Source organism: Pseudomonas sp. S06B 330, assembly GCF_002845275.2.
GTDB lineage: Bacteria > Pseudomonadota > Gammaproteobacteria > Pseudomonadales > Pseudomonadaceae > Aquipseudomonas.
Genome location: NZ_CP088149.1, coordinates 4,473,060 through 4,490,233, shown reverse-complemented (window position 1 = coordinate 4,490,233; position 17,174 = coordinate 4,473,060). Strand labels below are relative to the sequence as shown.

General features: G+C 58.9%; 15 protein-coding genes and 2 tRNA genes. 9 read left to right on the top strand and 8 right to left on the bottom strand.

The features are described from left to right. Positions 1-24: 24 nt before the first annotated feature. The 4 genes from CX511_RS20100 to CX511_RS20085 all read right to left on the bottom strand — a co-directional run bounded on the left by CX511_RS20100 (position 25) and on the right by CX511_RS20085 (position 4,457). Positions 25-1,320, bottom strand: a complete 1,296-nt coding sequence (locus CX511_RS20100; RefSeq protein WP_101292195.1) for a virulence factor family protein — start codon at positions 1,318-1,320, stop codon at positions 25-27. After that, the gene (gene mprF, locus CX511_RS20095) at positions 1,320-3,962 is read right to left on the bottom strand and encodes a bifunctional lysylphosphatidylglycerol flippase/synthetase MprF (protein WP_101292196.1); all 2,643 of its coding nucleotides are present in this window, start codon (positions 3,960-3,962) and stop codon (positions 1,320-1,322) included. Before mprF ends, CX511_RS20100 begins: the two co-directional genes overlap by 1 nt. A gap of 210 nt (positions 3,963-4,172) precedes the next feature. Beyond that, a tRNA-Met gene (locus CX511_RS20090) sits at positions 4,173-4,249 on the bottom strand. A gap of 131 nt (positions 4,250-4,380) precedes the next feature. Beyond that, a tRNA-Met gene (locus CX511_RS20085) sits at positions 4,381-4,457 on the bottom strand. 220 nt (positions 4,458-4,677) lie between these two features. On the opposite strand from CX511_RS20085, the gene dinB reads away from it, so the two are divergent. Further along, positions 4,678-5,742 carry a DNA polymerase IV gene (gene dinB, locus CX511_RS20080; protein ID WP_101292197.1) on the top strand — a complete coding sequence of 355 codons (1,065 nt, stop codon included), beginning with the start codon at positions 4,678-4,680 and terminating at the stop codon, positions 5,740-5,742. A 66-nt stretch (positions 5,743-5,808) separates the two neighbouring features. Here the strand turns inward: dinB and CX511_RS20075 are convergent, their stop codons facing one another. The 3 genes from CX511_RS20075 to CX511_RS20065 form a co-directional block, all read right to left on the bottom strand. Continuing rightward, positions 5,809-6,762 carry a lipoprotein gene (locus CX511_RS20075; protein ID WP_045187746.1) on the bottom strand — a complete coding sequence of 318 codons (954 nt, stop codon included), beginning with the start codon at positions 6,760-6,762 and terminating at the stop codon, positions 5,809-5,811. 18 nt (positions 6,763-6,780) lie between these two features. Then, positions 6,781-8,496 (bottom strand): proline--tRNA ligase, encoded by a 1,716-nt coding sequence (locus CX511_RS20070; protein ID WP_045187744.1) that lies wholly within the window; start codon positions 8,494-8,496, stop codon positions 6,781-6,783. Positions 8,497-8,666: 170 nt separating this feature from the next. Then, positions 8,667-9,965 carry an OprD family porin gene (locus tag CX511_RS20065; protein WP_101292198.1) on the bottom strand — a complete coding sequence of 433 codons (1,299 nt, stop codon included), beginning with the start codon at positions 9,963-9,965 and terminating at the stop codon, positions 8,667-8,669. An 807-nt stretch (positions 9,966-10,772) separates the two neighbouring features. On the opposite strand from CX511_RS20065, the gene CX511_RS20060 reads away from it, so the two are divergent. Further along, entirely contained in the window at positions 10,773-11,198 is a 426-nt protein-coding gene (locus CX511_RS20060) for an HIT family protein (RefSeq protein ID WP_045187741.1), read from the top strand. Positions 11,199-11,201: 3 nt separating this feature from the next. Further along, positions 11,202-11,408, top strand: coding sequence for a SlyX family protein (locus CX511_RS20055; RefSeq protein WP_045187739.1), 207 nt, complete (start codon positions 11,202-11,204; stop codon positions 11,406-11,408). Between the two features lie 65 nt (positions 11,409-11,473). Here the strand turns inward: CX511_RS20055 and CX511_RS25465 are convergent, their stop codons facing one another. Then, positions 11,474-12,061, bottom strand: coding sequence for a cold-shock protein (locus tag CX511_RS25465; protein ID WP_045187737.1), 588 nt, complete (start codon positions 12,059-12,061; stop codon positions 11,474-11,476). Between the two features lie 322 nt (positions 12,062-12,383). Here CX511_RS25465 and CX511_RS20045 point away from each other — a divergent pair, with 322 nt between their 5' ends. The 6 genes from CX511_RS20045 to ruvC all read left to right on the top strand — a co-directional run bounded on the left by CX511_RS20045 (position 12,384) and on the right by ruvC (position 17,119). Beyond that, a complete protein-coding gene (locus tag CX511_RS20045; protein ID WP_045187735.1) occupies positions 12,384-12,857 on the top strand; it encodes a Dps family protein in 474 nt (157 codons plus the stop codon). A gap of 247 nt (positions 12,858-13,104) precedes the next feature. Beyond that, on the top strand, positions 13,105-13,419 hold the full coding sequence (locus CX511_RS20040) for a ribbon-helix-helix domain-containing protein (protein WP_045187733.1): 315 nt from the start codon (positions 13,105-13,107) through the stop codon (positions 13,417-13,419). A 99-nt stretch (positions 13,420-13,518) separates the two neighbouring features. After that, entirely contained in the window at positions 13,519-13,740 is a 222-nt protein-coding gene (locus CX511_RS20035; protein ID WP_045187731.1) for an FmdB family zinc ribbon protein, read from the top strand. Positions 13,741-13,834: 94 nt separating this feature from the next. Continuing rightward, positions 13,835-15,610: an aspartate--tRNA ligase gene (aspS, locus tag CX511_RS20030; protein ID WP_045187834.1), complete on the top strand. Its 1,776-nt coding sequence runs from the start codon at positions 13,835-13,837 to the stop codon at positions 15,608-15,610. A gap of 121 nt (positions 15,611-15,731) precedes the next feature. Then, the gene (locus CX511_RS20025) at positions 15,732-16,478 is read left to right on the top strand and encodes a YebC/PmpR family DNA-binding transcriptional regulator (RefSeq protein WP_045187729.1); all 747 of its coding nucleotides are present in this window, start codon (positions 15,732-15,734) and stop codon (positions 16,476-16,478) included. Positions 16,479-16,594: 116 nt separating this feature from the next. Continuing rightward, on the top strand, positions 16,595-17,119 hold the full coding sequence (ruvC, locus tag CX511_RS20020; RefSeq protein WP_038613867.1) for a crossover junction endodeoxyribonuclease RuvC: 525 nt from the start codon (positions 16,595-16,597) through the stop codon (positions 17,117-17,119). Positions 17,120-17,174: the final 55 nt, after the last annotated feature.

Genomic DNA, 17,174 nt, shown 5'->3' with positions numbered 1-17,174 from the left:
TGGCGCGGCTCCCACCGGAATGTGTCAGTTCTGCTCGGCAACGCTGGTCTTGCCCTGGCGACTCTCGATATCACCGATCAAGCGCTTGGCCAAGGCCGGGTAGTTTTCGTCGAAGTGATGTCCACCCGGCAGCTTCAGCCGCTCGCCAACCGCCGTGTGATCCGTGCAGCCGCTTTCATCAGCCTCTTCCTCGCCATAGATGCACACCACTTTCGCTGCCGGCAGTTTGGCCATTTCCGGCCCGGTAGGCGCTTCTTTGCCGGCATTGCCTAGCCAGCCTTCAACCTCGATCTCAAAGCTGCCACTGCGGGCAAAGGCCAGCAGGATAACGGCGTCGATACGCTTCTGGTCTTCGGCGGGCAGGCGGTTATAGATAGCGGGCAAGACATCGGCGCCGAACGAATAGCCGGTCAGCACAAAGCGCTTGGTGCCCCATTTCTGCCGGTAGTGCTGCATTAGTTCCGACAGGTCGACGGCACTTTGTTCCGGTGTCTTGTGTTGCCAGTAGTAGCGCAAGGTGTCGATGCCGACCACCGGATAGCCAAGCTTGGCCATTTCACCAGCCACATCGCGGTCCAAATCGCGCCAGCCGCCATCACCGGAGAGAAACAGGGTCACGGTATCGGTGGTCTGCCCGGCCGGCACTTCAACCACTGGGATGCTCAAGGCGTTACCTTCTTCGCCCAGCAAGGCTTGGCTCAGCTGAGCTTTGAGTACTTGCGGCAAATGAATGTCGTAATCGCTGATGCTGGTCTCAGCATTGGCTTGGTCTCGAACAAATGCCGCACTGGCGTCATCGGGGTTGTCATTCCAGGCCACGTTCCAGTGGCCGTGGGTCGCCGACTTGGGCAGCGCTGTGGTGCAACCGGGACGCTCGACACTGAAATCCACCGAGATAGCCTGGGCCTTGTCGTCTGTCTGGGTGGCCAGCCATTCCCAGGCCTGGGCGGCACCTGGGCCGATACCGGCAACCAGGGTCGCCGGGCCTTGCAGTTGTTGCAGGGCATGGTTCAAGGCGGTGTGTTGCAAGGTGCAATCGGTGGGCGGCAGGATCACCTGGACCATTTGCGCCTCACTGCTTTGGCTCAGGTTCAGCAGTTGCTTGTCGGTCAGCGCCTGATCTTGCAGCACGGCAACGGCTACCCGTGCTTTGGGGTGGGTGCCAGGGGTCACCCGGGTCAGGCTGCTGCCATCGTCCAGGGTCAGGTGTTCCAGGCGCGCCTCAGGTGCGGGGCGGGTCCACAGCCAGAAGCCCAAGGCCCCAGCCAGTAGAGCCAGTAGAAGGGCCGCCAGCAGGTGCAGCCAGTAGCGTCGAATCATCAGCGTTTCACCAGTCCGGTCAGGCCGCCTGCGATCAGGGCGGCGGTGTCAGCCAGTGCCACCAGTGGATCGAGTCCGGCGGGCACAGCCATGTAGCGGGGTTCCCAGTCCGGCTGGAACTTGTCTTTGAACCGGCGCAGGCCCTGAAAGTTATAGAGCTGCTCGCCACGCTGGAACACCATCGAGCCCAAGCGTTGGGTCAACGGCGCACCACGGCGGGGTTGCAGGCCGGAAAGTGGCACCATGCCCAGGCTGAAGCGGGTGTAAGCCTGACTTTTATAGTGCTGGATCAAGCCGATCATCATGAACTCCATGGTCAGCTTCGGTGCTTGTGGGTGGGCGCGCATCAGGTCGAGGCTGGCAAGCTCTCGGCTATGGGTTTCCAGCAAGTTGGCAAAGGCTACCGGGCGCCCTTCGAAGCGAATCAGGGCGATGCGAAAGTGTTGTAGGTACTCGGGGCTGAAGCGGCCCAAGGAGAAGCCTTTCTCGCGGACGTTCTTGCCACTGAGCCAGGCATCGGAAATGACCTTGAGTTCATCAAGGGGCGCTTGTCCCGGTTCATGCACTTCCAGGCTCAAGCCATCGCGGCCACCCCGATTCCAGGTGTAGCGCAGGTCCTTCATCTCTTTGCCCTTGGCGTCCAGGTCGAAGCGCTTGAGGTCGACCCGTGCCTCTTCGCCGAGCTTGATCGCCGTCAGGCCGATGTCCATGTAGAACGGCAGGTTCTCTGCGCGCACCTGGTAGAACACTGGTCGAGCGTGGTGCACATCACACAGGTCGCGAAACTGCCAGATCATCTCGGCTCGCTTTTGTGCCGGGCCGATCGGATCGTACAGCGCGACCAGGCTGCGGCCGCGATGGGCGTACATCAGGAAGGCATCGCCATCGGGATGAAACAGCAAGGCCTTGTCGCCGGTCAGCGCCAGACCGCCATCCGGTTGGTCGGAAGCCTGCAGGATCACGCTGGCTCGTTGCAGTTCTTGCGCGTTCGGTAGGTGAATCACCGGGCGTGCGGTGCGTAACAACCACGTCAGGGCCACTGCCACCAGCAATACCGCACTCCCCAAGGCTGAGCGCAGGCCGCGCGGGGCGTCGGCATCCAGGGTGAACTGCCACCAGAGTTGATGGCTATAGGGCACGTCCTGATAGGCGAACAGCAGCAACCAGATCGATGCTCCCAGAACACAGGCGCTGGCGGCCAGATAGACCGGCGAGAAGGGCAGCTCCAGCAGGCGACTGGGGCGGTAGAAGGAGCGGCGGAACAGGGCCAGCAGGCAGGCCGTGAAGGTCAAGATGCTGGCCTCTTCCCAGTCAAACCCCTTGAGCAGCGAGAGTAGGGCGCCAACCAGCAGCAAGATGGTCGTCAGCATCCAGGCGGCGGACAGGCGTCGGCGCAGGCCTTGAGCCAGCAACAGGCATAGCACGCCAATCAGGCTGGCGCCGAAATGCGATGCGTCGATCAACCGATGAGGGATCAGAAAGCCCAGGTGTTGCAGGCGCTCGTCGATCTCCGGGGTTGCTCCGGAAAACAACAGTACGACACCGGAGAGAAACACCAGGACGGCCAGTACCGGCGCCGCCAATCCAGACGCGGCCCTGATAGCCTGACGGGCAAGGATGAAGCGCCGTGCCTCACTGGCCAGCAATAGGGCGCAAGCCAGCAGCAGCGGAAGCACTACATAGATCAGGCGATAGAGCAGCAGGGCGGCAGCCAGCGGCGCCGCGCCCAGCTGATCGGCAAAGGCCGCCAGCAGGACTGCCTCGAACACCCCGACGCCGCCGGGCACATGGCTAAGTACACCCGCAGCAAGGGCCAGTAGGTACACCAGTAGGAAGGCGCCGAAGGGCGGCGCATCCGGTAGCAGGAGGTACAGCACGGTCGCCGCTGCCGCAACATCCAGCGCAGTAATCAGCAATTGCAGGAAAGTCAGGCGTGCTCCAGGCAGGCGCAGGGTGCGGCGCCCGATGCGCACCAGTAGATTGTCTGCCAGGGGTTGCTCCGGCAGGCGGCGACGGTACAGGCCGTACATCAACAGCAGTGCCAGGCCCAGTACAGCCAGGGCTATAGCTGCCAGCAGTGCTTGGGGAAGATGCAGCGCTGCCGCTGCCGCCGACAAGTTGCTCAAGGTTGCCAAGGCTGCTAGCGGCGGCAGCGCACAGCCCAGCGAAAGGCTGGCGAACAGGGTCATGCGTGCAACTTCAGCGGCAGCAACACCCTGGCGGGCATACAGCCGGTAGCGTACCGAGCCACCGGAAAGGAGCGACAGGCCTATGGCGTTACCAATGGCGAACGCGCTGAACCCACCCATGGCCAAGGTCTGTAGCGGCAATTGAACGCCGGCATAGCGACTGGCTGACCATTCGTAACCAAGCAGGATGATGAAGCCGACGACGGTGGTCAGAACTGCGCCGGTCAGGGCTGCGGGCGGTACAGCGAGCAACGAGTCATGCAGTACATAGATGTCCAGTTCGCTGAGCAGATGGCGACAGGCGATCAGGGCAATGGTGAACAGCAGCAAGGTCACGGCCAGGCTGATGGGCTGACGGTAGCGGCTCAAGCGGTCAATCCAGCGCAAATGCTGGGCGGCGTTGGGCAAAGCGGAGGTAACGGGCGCTTCTGTTTCGGATCTCTGGCTGCGCATCAAGCACCTCGTTGATGGTGCACGCCAGGAGGAAAGTATCCAGCCAAGGTAGCAATCCCTATGGAGAGTAGTGGCGCCTATGATCGGGCCGCTGCCTGCCTAGAGGATAGTTAAACAAAATTCATATTGCCGCGCGGGCTGGGGGAGGGGGATGACCGAATTGCAGATGCAAAAAAGGCCACTTTTTTCAAAGTGGCCTTTTCTGTTGTTTGGTTGCGGGAGCCGGATTTGAACCGACGACCTTCGGGTTATGAGCCCGACGAGCTACCAGACTGCTCCATCCCGCGTCTGTGGGGCGGATTCTACAGCGTTTGACTAGGCTGTCAACGCTTAATTATTGATTTTCAATAAATTTATGCCTGAGTACTTATTTCAGGCAAAGAAAAAGGCCACTCCGAAGAGTGGCCTTTTCTTAATCTGGTTGCGGGAGCCGGATTTGAACCGACGACCTTCGGGTTATGAGCCCGACGAGCTACCAGGCTGCTCCATCCCGCGCCTGTGAGATGAATTCTACAGTTTTGCGCTGGGGTGTCAAGCGCTCATTTTAAGAAATCCTTTTTTGTTCAAATGCTTAGCGCTTCCCATTAGCCCCGCAGGGTAGCTGTGCTGGGGATTGAGGGTAAAGGCGTGGATGTTTATCCAGTGCTTGTGGTGCGCAGGCGCGGTGGAATGAGATACTGCCTACACGATTGTTCATCTCTACCAACGGTTGCCGATGTCCCAGCGCAAGATCATCCATATTGATTGCGATTGCTTCTACGCCGCTATTGAAATGCGTGACGACCCGCGCCTGGCTGGACGGCCGCTGGCGGTAGGGGGCTCGGCTGAGCGGCGTGGCGTCATTGCTACCTGCAACTACGAGGCTCGGGCGTATGGGGTGCGTTCGGCGATGTCGTCCCGACATGCACTTCACCTGTGCCCCGATTTGTTGATCGTCAAGCCACGTATGGATGCTTATAAAGAAGCATCTCGGGAAATTCACACGATCTTTCGCGATTACACCGACCTGATCGAGCCGTTGTCGCTGGACGAAGCCTACCTGGATGTTTCCGACAGCTCCTGGTTCGCCGGCAGTGCCACGCGCATAGCCGCCGATATTCGCCGTCGGGTAGCCCAGCAACTGCATATCACGGTGTCGGCTGGGGTGGCACCGAACAAGTTCCTGGCCAAGATCGCCAGTGACTGGCGTAAACCCAATGGCTTGTTTGTGATCACCCCCAATGAAGTCGAAGCCTTTGTTGCCGCGCTGCCGGTCAGCAAGTTGCACGGTGTGGGGAAGGTAACCGCCGACAAGCTCGGGCGCCTGGGTATCACCCACTGCCTGGAGCTGCGCGACTGGAGTCGGTTGGCGTTGGCACGCGAATTTGGCAGCTTTGGCGAACGGCTGTGGGGGCTGGCGCGGGGTATCGATGATCGCGTGGTGCACAATGACAGCCGTCGTCAGTCGGTCAGTGTGGAAAACACCTACGACACGGATCTGCCTGACCTGGCCAGTTGCCTGGAAAAACTACCGGAACTGATGGAAACCCTGGCGGGACGAATGGCGCGTATCGATGACAGTTACCGACCGGGCAAGCCCTTCGTCAAAGTGAAGTTTCACGACTTTACCCAGACGACTCTGGAACAGGCCGGTGCCGGACGCGACTTGGGCAGTTACCAGTTATTGCTCAGCCAGGCGTTTGCCCGGGGCAGCAAACCGGTACGGTTGTTGGGGATTGGTGTGCGTTTGCAGGATTTGCGGGGTGGCCATGAACAGCTGGAGCTGTTTAGTCGCGATTGAGACCTGACCCTGGGGCGATCCCAGCGCCAGCAAGGCTGGCGCCTACAACGGATCGATGTTCAGTAATCAATGCACGCCAGGATCAGCAACCAGGCGGCCGGCATCCTTGGTCAGCGACTGCAGAAACTCCTGTTGCAGCTCAGGATCATTGCGGGTGAGCTCAATCAGGCTTTGTTCCAGCTCACTGGCTTCTTCTTCCAGGCCCAACTCCGACAGACGCTTGACCCGGTGCACCCACTGACTGACTTCATCATCTTCAAGATCATCGAAGATCAGGTCGTGGGCTTCCACCAGCTTGTTGCGCAAGTTGCTGCTAATCAACAGGCTGGCATCACCACGGACATTGTTGTCTTCATCGGCGACTTGCAGGTGCAGGGTGCCGATGTGCGTCAGGTTCTGCTCAGAGAAGGGGCTGTCGAGCAAATTCAGCAGCAATACCCCGTTGCGGTCCGTGGTCAGGCTATGGCTGACCTTGCCAGCCTTGACCTCGACCGGACGATCACTCCACGGCAGGCTGGTGTACTCCTGGCGTTTGTCCTTCTGTACCTCGGTGATCCCGGCAAGGTTCTGCTGGGAGCGACCATTGGACTGGGCGTTCATAAAGGGATTGAGGCCGTCGACGCCGTAGCTGAACCAGTCACGGGTGACGCTATCGGGCAGGTTGCCCAGCGCAAAGATGTTGACCACGTTGGCGCCGACACCGGCGACCACGGCCACCGCACCCAGCGGAATCTCGTAGACTTCCCGCCAGGGCTGGTAGGGCGTGTAGCGATCGTAACGACGGGTGACTTCGAACTCAGTGACTTCGAAGTTCTTCTGTTCGTTAATACGCACACGCCGCTGCGGCAGCTCGAGTACCTTGGGGTCCCCGACATCGATCTGCAGGCTATGTTCGAGCAGCTTGCGCTCGATGCGTTCCTCATGCTCGCTGCGCTGGGACATCTGGTTGGCGCAACCGCTGAGCAACAGGGCGCCGCTTAGTGCGGCGCCCCCCAGGGTAAAGGTACTTCGCTTGAACATGATTACTCTTGCGTTGGCTTAGCGGCGGATGCGAGCTTGCAGGAAGGACACCACCTCGGCCAATGGCAGCGGTTGTGCGTCACGCTCCTTACGGTGTTTGTATTCCAGGTTGCCTTCAGCCAGGCCGCGGTCGCTGATCACGATCCGGTGTGGAATGCCGATCAGTTCCATGTCAGCGAACTTGATGCCTGGGCTGGTTTTCTTGTCGCGGTCGTCCAGCAGCACTTCAAATCCGGCAGCAGTCAGCTCGGCGTAGAGCTTGTCGGTGGCTTCACGCACCTGTTCGGTTTCGTAGCGCAGCGGTACCAGGGCGATCTGGAACGGCGCCAGGGTGTCGCTCCAGATGATGCCGTTCTCGTCGTAGTTCTGCTCGATGGCGGCAGCCACCACGCGGGACACGCCAATACCGTAGCAACCCATGCTCAGGGTCACCGGCTTGCCGTTTTCACCCAGGACCTGGCACTTGAGCGCTTCGCTGTACTTGGTGCCCAACTGGAAGATGTGCCCGACTTCGATGCCGCGCTTGATCACCAGAGTACCCTGGCCATCTGGGCTTGGGTCGCCTTCTACGACATTGCGCAGGTCGGCCACTTGCGGAACGGGCAGGTCACGTTCCCAGTTGACGCCGAAATAGTGCTTGTCGTCGATGTTGGCACCAATGCCGAAGTCGCTCATCAGTGCAACCGAACGGTCGATGATGCACGGCAGGGGCAGGTTCAGTGGGCCGAGCGAACCGGCACCGGCGCCAATGGCGTTACGCAGTTCGTCGTCGGTGGCCATGACCAGCGGGCTGGCAACCTGTTCCAGGTTGGCGGCCTTGATTTCGTTGAGCTCGTGGTCGCCACGGACGATCAGGGCAATCAGCTTGCCTTCTTCGGCGGCGTGCACGATCAGGGTCTTGACGGTCTTTTCGACCGGCAAGTTGTAGTTTTCCACCAGCTGCGCAATGGTCTTGGCATCCGGGGTGTCGACCAGGCGCAATTCTTCGCTAGGCGCCGGGCGCACGGTTTCCCGTGGAATGGCCTCGGCCTTTTCGATATTGGCGGCGTAGTCGGAGCTGTCGCTGAAGATCACGTCGTCTTCACCGGACTCTGCCAGTACATGGAATTCGTGGGAGTAGCTACCGCCGATCGAGCCGGTGTCGGCTTGCACAGGACGGAAGTCCAGGCCCAGGCGGGTAAAGATGTTGCTGTAGGCCAGGTGCATGCGGTCGTAGGTTTCCTGCAGGGAAGCCTGGTCGGCATGGAAGGAGTAGGCGTCCTTCATGATGAACTCGCGGCCACGCATCAGGCCGAAGCGCGGACGGATTTCGTCACGAAACTTGGTCTGGATCTGGTACATGTTCAGTGGCAGCTGTTTATAGCTGTTGAGCTCGTTGCGGGCCAGGTCGGTGATCACTTCTTCGTGGGTTGGGCCCACGCAGAAGTCACGACCGTGGCGGTCTTTCAAGCGCAGCAGCTCTGGGCCGTATTGTTCCCAACGACCGGATTCCTGCCACAGCTCGGCAGGCTGGATGCTCGGCATCAGCACTTCCAGGGCGCCGGCGGCGTTCATTTCTTCGCGGACCACGGTCTCAACCTTGCGCATTACCCGAAGGCCCATCGGCAGCCAGGTATAAAGGCCGGATGCGAGCTTGCGGATCATGCCGGCCCGCAGCATGAGCTGGTGGCTGATGACGACCGCGTCGGAAGGGGTTTCTTTCTGGGTGGCGAGCAAATATTGACTGGTGCGCATGGTAGGCCGTTGTCGGTTGCTTAAGACTTTAAATGACCCCGCATTGTACGGGGGCGATTCGGTGGCGTACAGGATGCCGGAGCACGAAGGCGTTGTCAGCCCGAATCGAGACAAGAAAAAGCCCGGCAGTGCCGGGCTCTTTCGTACTGGGGATACTGAAAGCGCGGGGCTTACAGGATGCTCAGCGGGTACTCGACGATCAGACGCAGTTCGTCCAGCGATGACGAACCGTAGTAAACGCCGTCGGCGGAACGGTAGGTGGCTTGGCGAATACGGAAGCTCAGGTCCTTGGCAGCGCCTTCTTGCAGGACGTACTTGGCTTCGATGTCACGTTCCCACTCTTTACCATTGCTGGTGCCTTCGACGTTGGCGCCTTCACCGGTAACGTAACGGGTCATGAAGCTAAGGCCTGGAACGCCGTAGCTGGCCATGTTCAGGTCGTAGCGAGCCTGCCAGGATTTTTCGTCTTCGGCGTTGAAGTCAGAGCGGGCCACGGAGTTGGCCAGGAAGATGGTACCGCCACCGTCGACGCCATAACCGTAGTCACCGTCGCCGGTTACACGCTGGTGAGCCAGGGTGAAGGTGTGAGCGCCAATATTGTAGGCAGCCGACAGGCTGTATGCCTGGTTGTCCAGTTTGTCGCCGTCATAGGCGGTATACAGCGCAGCGCCGTCGCTCTTAGTGTCATAAAAGTTAACGTCGAACACCAGACCTTGGTCATCATTGATTGGCAGCGCCCAGTTGACGTTGGCGTAGTACTTGCGCCAGTAATCTTCAACTTTGGAGTAATAGAGGCTGGTGCTCAGGTTGTCGGTGAAGGAGTAGCTACCACCGAGAACGTCGGCACTGGTCAGGCCTGGTTTCTTTTGGCGGTTTTCGTCAAGGCCGCCGATACTGTCGTGATATGACTGCGACTGGGCATTGAGCGAGGTGAAGTGACCGGCATTCAGTTCCAGGCCTTTGATTTCCTGGCTGGTGAGCAGGAAGCCTTCAACGGTTTCTGGCAGCAGACGGCTGTCGTCAGTGGCCAGGACAGGCATGGCAGTGAACTGAGTGCCGTATTTCAGGACGGTGTCGGAGATGCGCATTTTGACTGCACCGCCGCCTTCGGAGAAGGAGTCTTCGGAGCGTCCGTCGGAGCCGGTAGGGAACTGGCCGGTACCGGCACGGCCCTTGCCGCTGTCCAGTTTCAGGCCAAGCATGCCAATGGCATCAACACCGAAACCGACAGCACCTTGAGTGAAGCCGGATTCGTAAGTGCCGAGAAAGCCCAGGCCGGTCTCTTCGGAACGGCTTTTTGGATCATCGTTGTTACGGAAGTCGCGGCTGAAATACAGCATGCGAGTTTTGACGTTCAGTTGGCTGTCTTCTACAAAGCCCTTGGACTCACTTTGGGACGAGGCTACTGCCATCTGCGAGGCGCCGGCTGCAACAGCCAGGGCGATCATGCTCCACTTCATCACGCGCATCGTGACTTGCTCCTTTGGTTTTTAGGAAGAGTACTGCCGTCGCCTTTGATTTTTTTTTACGGCGCGGCTCTTTCTTTTTGTGTCGGCGGAAATGTATATCACGCAGACTGTAGTTGGCGATATGGGGGAAAAGAACCTTTCGGTAACTTTACGGTCATGTCGCTAACGGTTAAGTCCCTGTCGCAAATCACGTCCCGTTTCTGCGGGGCGTACAACTCCAGCGCTGGTCCGGGCGGCTTAAGGTTAGGTAAAAACAATCTAGCCTCTTGGCCCCCCAGTACTCCCTGGTTTACCCATGCAACTGTGTTATTTGTCGCGCTCCACCGCATGAGTGCAGGTGTCGTGCCGACTGTGGCGGATGTGAATGCAACAAGCGTGCTCAAAAGAGGGCGCAGTTCACAAAATTTTCACGACTGCCTGAAAAAAAACCTTTCGGTGCCGTAAATCCGGGGGGCTAAGATCCGTTGGTTCGTTTGGCCAGCTTGTTTTGGAATAAAACTAAAAGCTGTCCTTTAGGTCAGATCGTTACCGTAAATCCTGCGTGCTGAGTAGTTTACGGATACTTTGGGTGCTGTTCGTGCGGGGCAAGCCTCATTTTGGTGCGAAAAGTAGCGTTTCGTTACCGTGGGTCCTGTTACCTGCTCATTTTTCGCCGGTGTGGCGTATGAACGTGGCTGAATGAGGTGCGTTTGTCGACTTTGCTGACAGGCTGACCATGCTCCGCCAAGCAATCGGAGGTATCCTGCAGCATTCGGTCTGCGGTGCGTTGCGTGGACAAAGTATTAAATGGGTGTAGGAGATTCCCCTGTGTTTAGTTTGGATCCGCGTCTTCAAGAAGACACTTATGTACTGGGGGACTTTCCTCTCTGCCGGCTGTTGCTGAGCAAGGATGCCAACTATCCCTGGTTTATTCTGGTGCCGCGCCGCGCTGATATCAGTGAATTATTTCAACTTGATGACAGTGATCAGGCGCAACTCTGGAAAGAAACCACGTTCCTCGCTGAAACGCTTAAAGACAGTTTTGCCGCTGATAAAATGAATGTCGCGACCCTGGGCAATGTGGTTAGCCAACTGCATATGCATGTCATTGTCCGCCGACGTAATGATCCCGCTTGGCCTGCGCCGGTCTGGGGGACCAAGCCGGCTGTGGCGTATGACGTCGAGCACATTGCGCAGATCCGCCAGCGTTTGGCGACGGTGTTGGACGACGACTTTACATTCGCCGAGGTGTGAAAAATGACACTTGAAGCGCGGGTAACCGAGCTGGAAAGCCGCCTGGCCTTTCAGGACGATACAATTCAGGCGCTCAATGATGTGCTGGTTGAGCAGCAGCGGGTGGTGGAGCGCCTGCAGCTGCAGATGGGCGCTTTGCTCAAGCGTTACGAGGAAATGGTCGGTCAGTACTCGAGCAGCGAAGAAGAGGCGCCACCGCCTCACTATTAATAGGCGCTTGATGCAGACGTAAAAAAACCGCGGTCGCCCAGGCGCCGCGGTTTTTTATTGCCGGATCAGCGCCGTGGGGCGGCGATCACGTCTTCAGCTTGCAGGCCTTTGTCGCGGTTCATCACGGAGAACTCCACGCGTTGGCCCTCGACCAGTACGCGGTGACCTTCGCCGCGAATGGCGCGAAAGTGCACGAAGATATCATCGCCTGAATCGCGGGAAATGAAGCCAAAACCTTTGGAGGTATTGAACCACTTGACCGTGCCGGTATCGCGGTTGCTCATGTCGTATTGCGTGTGCTGGCTGCGCGCGCTGGTGGTTTTGAGCAAGCCAGCGACCAGATGCAGCGCGACAGCTAACAGCGAACTGGCCAGCGCAGGCAGGTTGCCCAGCTCCGGGCGGGCCAGCAGGGTCAGGGTCTGCAGTACCACGGCCAGTACCAGCAGAGCACTGGCAAGGCGTTGCAAATGCAGGCGTGCGCCTTTGTAGTGCTGAGGCACGACGGGGGCAAGGAGCAGGTTGAGCAGGCCGAAGAGCGCCAGGTAAACGGCTTCCGGTTGCTGCAGCAGGGGAACTGCGTCGGTTCTTAGGCTCGGGATGAAGGACAGCAGCAAAGCTGCAGCGCCCGTCAACAGGTGGACGATCTTGAACATGTTGGTTGGCTCACATTGATAAGGCATATCACAGGAAGAGCTGACATCACGGCGCGCATTGGCTTGAGAAGCGCAAAAACGTGAGAAAAGGTCAGCCTATACGCCCCTGCGTTGACAATCTTCAGGGGCGGCACGCCGCCTATTTAACAGCAAAGCCCCTGGCTTCTCAAATCATCGGCAAACCGTGTGTCGCTTGGCTCTCGGCCCGAGCCCTCGGTGCCTGCAGCGTTGTGTCGCAGGGGCAAGGCTGCAGCCAGCGGCAAGTCTTGATACAGTGGGGTGTACCTACTTGATCATCAAGCATCATAGAAAGGGGAATCGCATGGCTATTGATATCGGTATTAGCGAAGAAGATCGCAAGTCCATTGTCGATGGATTGTCGCGTCTCTTGTCCGACACGTATGTACTGTACCTGAAAACCCATAACTTCCACTGGAACGTCACGGGTCCGGCATTTCGCACATTGCACTTGATGTTTGAAGAGCAATATAACGAACTGGCGCTGGCGGTAGACTCCATCGCTGAGCGTATCCGTGCTCTGGGGTTCCCAGCGCCAGGGGCTTACTCGATATATGCACGCTTGTCGTCAATCAAGGAAGAAGAGGGCGTGCCGCCCGCCAATGAAATGATCAAGCAGTTGGTGGAAGGGCAGGAGGCCGTGACCCGTACGGCGCGCAGCATCTTCCCGCTGCTCGATAAGGTCAGCGACGAGCCGACGGCAGACCTGCTCACCCAGCGTATGCAGGTGCATGAAAAGACGGCCTGGATGCTGCGCTCGCTGCTAGAAGAGAGATAAGTCCGTTACGCGGTAATCGGAAAAACATAAATACCTGGATTTATCGAATGTCCAGGTATTTATCGTTACTAGGGAAAGCGTTCTATTCGTTATTCGATCCCTGGCAATTTGCTGAGCAATCCTACAGCGAGCGTTAAGTAGGTCCGCTGGAAGCCATCAGTACTACAGCGCTTTATTAGGGCCTGTCTCTGAGTGAATAACATTACTCAGGGTTATTTCCCTGTTAGTTAAATCGCGTGGTGCTTGTATGTCTTCATGGAAGAGTCGCGGAGGGCGTGTGCCCGGCAAGGAGGGTGTCGATCCGTTCGAGGCGAATTTCAATATGGGTCTGGCTCAGCCGTTATCCCGCTCGGTGCGGTTGAATGGGTTTGCCACCTGCCTGCGTCTGGAGGAGGTCTACTGGCGCATCCTTGAGCGTATCGCTGAGGCCAACCAGTGCTCAGTCAACGCGGTGTTGTCCTACGTAGACCGCGAGGTGCACCTGCGCCATGGCGGGGTGAAAAATTTCAGCGGCCTGATTCGGGTGGTCTGTGTCGTCTATCTGCTCGGCACACAGGTATGACGCTAGTCGGTTGCCGGGCTGCACAGCACTCCTTAACCATATATAATCCCGCTCTTTACTGCCTGAACCCGCCCGCGCTGTGGTTAACGAGACACGCCTATGCCCCTGTACGACTATCAATGTGCTTCCTGTGATCACCAGATGGAAGTCCTCCAGAAAATCAGCGCCGCGCCGCTGACCGATTGCCCGGCGTGTCAAAAGCCTGAGCTCAAGAAGCTGATTTCTGCCCCCGGTTTCCGTCTGGGCGGCACAGGTTGGTACGAAACCGACTTCAAGACCGGCGCAAAAAAGAACCTTGCAGGCGGCGACAAGGCCGACTGAGTTGAATTGCACCGGCAGGGTCTTGCACTATTAGCCCTTTGGGGCGCCAAGGCCTCCACTGAACACACGAATGACGAGAAGCGAAACCACCATCATGATGCGCAGCCATTATTGCGGCCAACTGAACGAGAGCCTGGAAGGTCAGGAAATTACCCTTTGCGGATGGGTCCATCGTCGCCGCGACCACGGCGGGGTGATTTTCCTCGATATCCGTGACCGCGAAGGCATGGCTCAGGTCGTCTTCGACCCGGATCGCGCAGACAGCTTCGCCGCCGCTGACCGCGTGCGTAGCGAATACGTGGTACAGATCACCGGTAAGGTGCGTCCGCGTCCAGCTGGCGCTGTGAACGCCAACATGGCCTCCGGTGCCATCGAAGTGCTGGGTTATGAGCTGACCGTGCTCAACGAGGCGGAGACCCCGCCGTTCCCGCTCAACGAATACTCCGATGTCGGCGAGGAAACCCGCCTGCGCTATCGCTTCATCGACCTGCGTCGTCCAGAAATGGCCGAAAAGCTGCGTCTGCGTTCGCGCATCACCACCAGCATCCGTCGCTTCCTGGATGAAAACGGTTTCCTCGACGTGGAAACGCCGATCCTCACCCGCGCCACCCCTGAAGGCGCGCGTGACTACCTGGTGCCGAGCCGTACCCACGCCGGTAGCTTCTTCGCCCTGCCGCAATCGCCGCAACTGTTCAAGCAATTGCTGATGGTTGCCGGTTTCGATCGCTACTACCAGATTGCCAAGTGCTTCCGCGACGAAGACCTGCGTGCTGACCGTCAGCCAGAATTCACCCAGATCGACATCGAGACCAGTTTCCTCGATGAATCCGAGATCATGGGCCTGACCGAGAGCATGATCCGCAAGCTGTTCAAGGAAGTCCTGGACCTGGAGTTCGGTGAGTTCCCGCACATGACCTTCGAAGAAGCCATGCGCCGCTACGGTTCCGACAAACCAGACCTGCGTAACCCGCTGGAACTGGTCGACGTCGCTGACCAGCTCAAGGACGTTGAATTCAAGGTCTTCAGTGGCCCGGCCAACGATCCGAAGTGCCGCGTTGCCGCCCTGCGTGTACCTGGCGCAGCCAGCATGCCGCGCAGCCGCATCGACGAGTACACCAAGTTCGTCGGCATTTATGGTGCCAAGGGCCTGGCGTACATCAAGGTCAACGAACGCGCCAAAGGCGTCGAGGGCCTGCAGTCGCCAATCGTCAAGAACATTCCTGAGGCCAACCTCAACGTGATCCTTGATCGCGTCGGTGCGGTCGACGGCGACATCGTGTTCTTCGGTGCCGACAAGGCCAAGATTGTCAGCGAGGCGCTGGGCGCCCTGCGGATCAAGGTCGGCAACGATTTCAACCTGCACACCTGCGAGTGGGCACCGATGTGGGTTGTTGATTTCCCGATGTTCGAAGAGAACGACGACGGCAGCTTCACCGCGCTGCACCACCCGTTCACCGCACCCAAGTGCAGCCCCGAAGAGCTGGAGGCCAACCCGGCCACCGCACTGTCGCGTGCCTACGACATGGTCCTCAACGGCACTGAGCTGGGCGGCGGTTCGATCCGTATTCACCGCAAGGAAATGCAACAGGCGGTATTCCGTCTGCTGGGTATCGAGGCGGCTGAACAGGAAGAGAAGTTCGGCTTCCTGCTCGACGCCCTGAAGTTTGGCGCCCCACCGCACGGTGGCCTGGCCTTTGGTCTGGACCGTCTGGTTATGCTGATGACCGGCGCTCAGTCGATTCGTGAAGTCATCGCCTTCCCGAAAACCCAGAGTGCCGCCTGCGTCATGACCCAGGCGCCAGGCCTGGTCGACGCCAAAGCCCTGCGCGAACTGCACATCCGTCTGCGCGAACAGCCCAAGGCTGAGTAAGCGGACCCCGGGCGCATCCACATGGATGCGCCTTTGCGTTAAGCAGTACTGATTTTATCGTCCCTGCCCGGTTTGCGCCGGGGAGGGGCATGGCATTGTTTCAAAGGATTCGGAGTGCGTTATGGCTGGTCATTCCAAGTGGGCAAACATCAAGCACCGCAAAGAGCGTCAGGACGCCAAGCGGGGCAAGATCTTCACCAAGTGGATTCGTGAGCTGACCGTCGCCGCCAAGCAGGGCGGTGGCGACCCGGCTACCAACCCGCGTTTGCGCCTGGCCCTGGACAAGGCGTTGGGGGCTAACATGAGCCGCGACATCATCGATCGGGCGATTGCCCGTGGTGCTGGCGCGACCGAGGCCGATAACGTTGAAGAGCTCAGCTACGAGGGCTACGGCCCGGGCGGCGTGGCGATCATGGTCGAGGCCATGACCGACAACCGCAACCGTACTGCAGCGGCCGTGCGTCATGCCTTCAGCAAATGCGGTGGCAATCTCGGTACCGACGGTTCGGTTGCCTACCTGTTCGAGCGCAAGGGGCAGATCAGTTTTGCCGCAGGTGTCGACGAGGATGCGCTGATGGAGGCGGCGATGGAGGCCGATGCTGACGACGTCGTCAGCAATGAAGACGGCTCCTTCGATGTATTTACCTCTTTTGCCAGCTTCTATGCCGTGCGCAATGCGCTGGAAGAAGCCGGCTTCAAGGCGGCGGATGCGGAAATCGTCATGCAGCCGACCACCAGTGCCGAACTGGATCTGGACGGTGCGCAAAAGGTCCTCAAGCTGATTGACATGCTCGAAGACCTGGACGACGTGCAGAACGTTTACTCCAACGCCGAGATTCCTGACGACGTCATGGAAAGCCTTGGTTAACTAAAGCCTTGGCGGGTTGGAAGCCGGGCCCCCTTGCAGACACACCGTGACTGCAGGAGGGTCCGGCTTCTGTCTTTGCAACGATGCCTACGGGTGTCATTGATGATGCAGGCGTTATGACTTTGATTCTGGGCATCGACCCTGGCTCGCGCATCACCGGCTACGGCGTGGTGCGCCAGGGGCCACGGGGCTGTGAGTATGTGGCATCCGGGTGTATTCGAACCGGTAGCGGCGAGTTGCCCGAGCGCTTGCAGATCGTGTTTCGAGGTGTGCGCGAGATCATCAGCCAGTACGGCCCGGTGACCATGGGCATTGAGCGGGTGTTCATGGCCCGCAACGCCGATTCGGCGCTCAAGTTGGGCCAGGCGCGTGGTGCGGCCATCGTCGCCGCCATTGAAGAGGGGCTGGAAATCGCCGAATACAGTGCCACCCAGGTCAAGCAGGCGGTTGCCGGCACGGGTGGGGCGAACAAGGAGCAAGTGCAGATGATGGTCATGCACCTGCTCAAGTTGACCCAGAAGCCGCAAATCGATGCCTCCGATGCCTTGGCCATCGCCCTGTGTCATGCACACACCCGCTCCAGCCTGTTGCCACACGGCCTGGGGACCGCGCGCAGTCGCAGCGGGCGCTTACGGCTCTGATAACATCATGCGTTGAAACAAATTTTGGCCGGGCAATGCCATCGGTCATTGAATT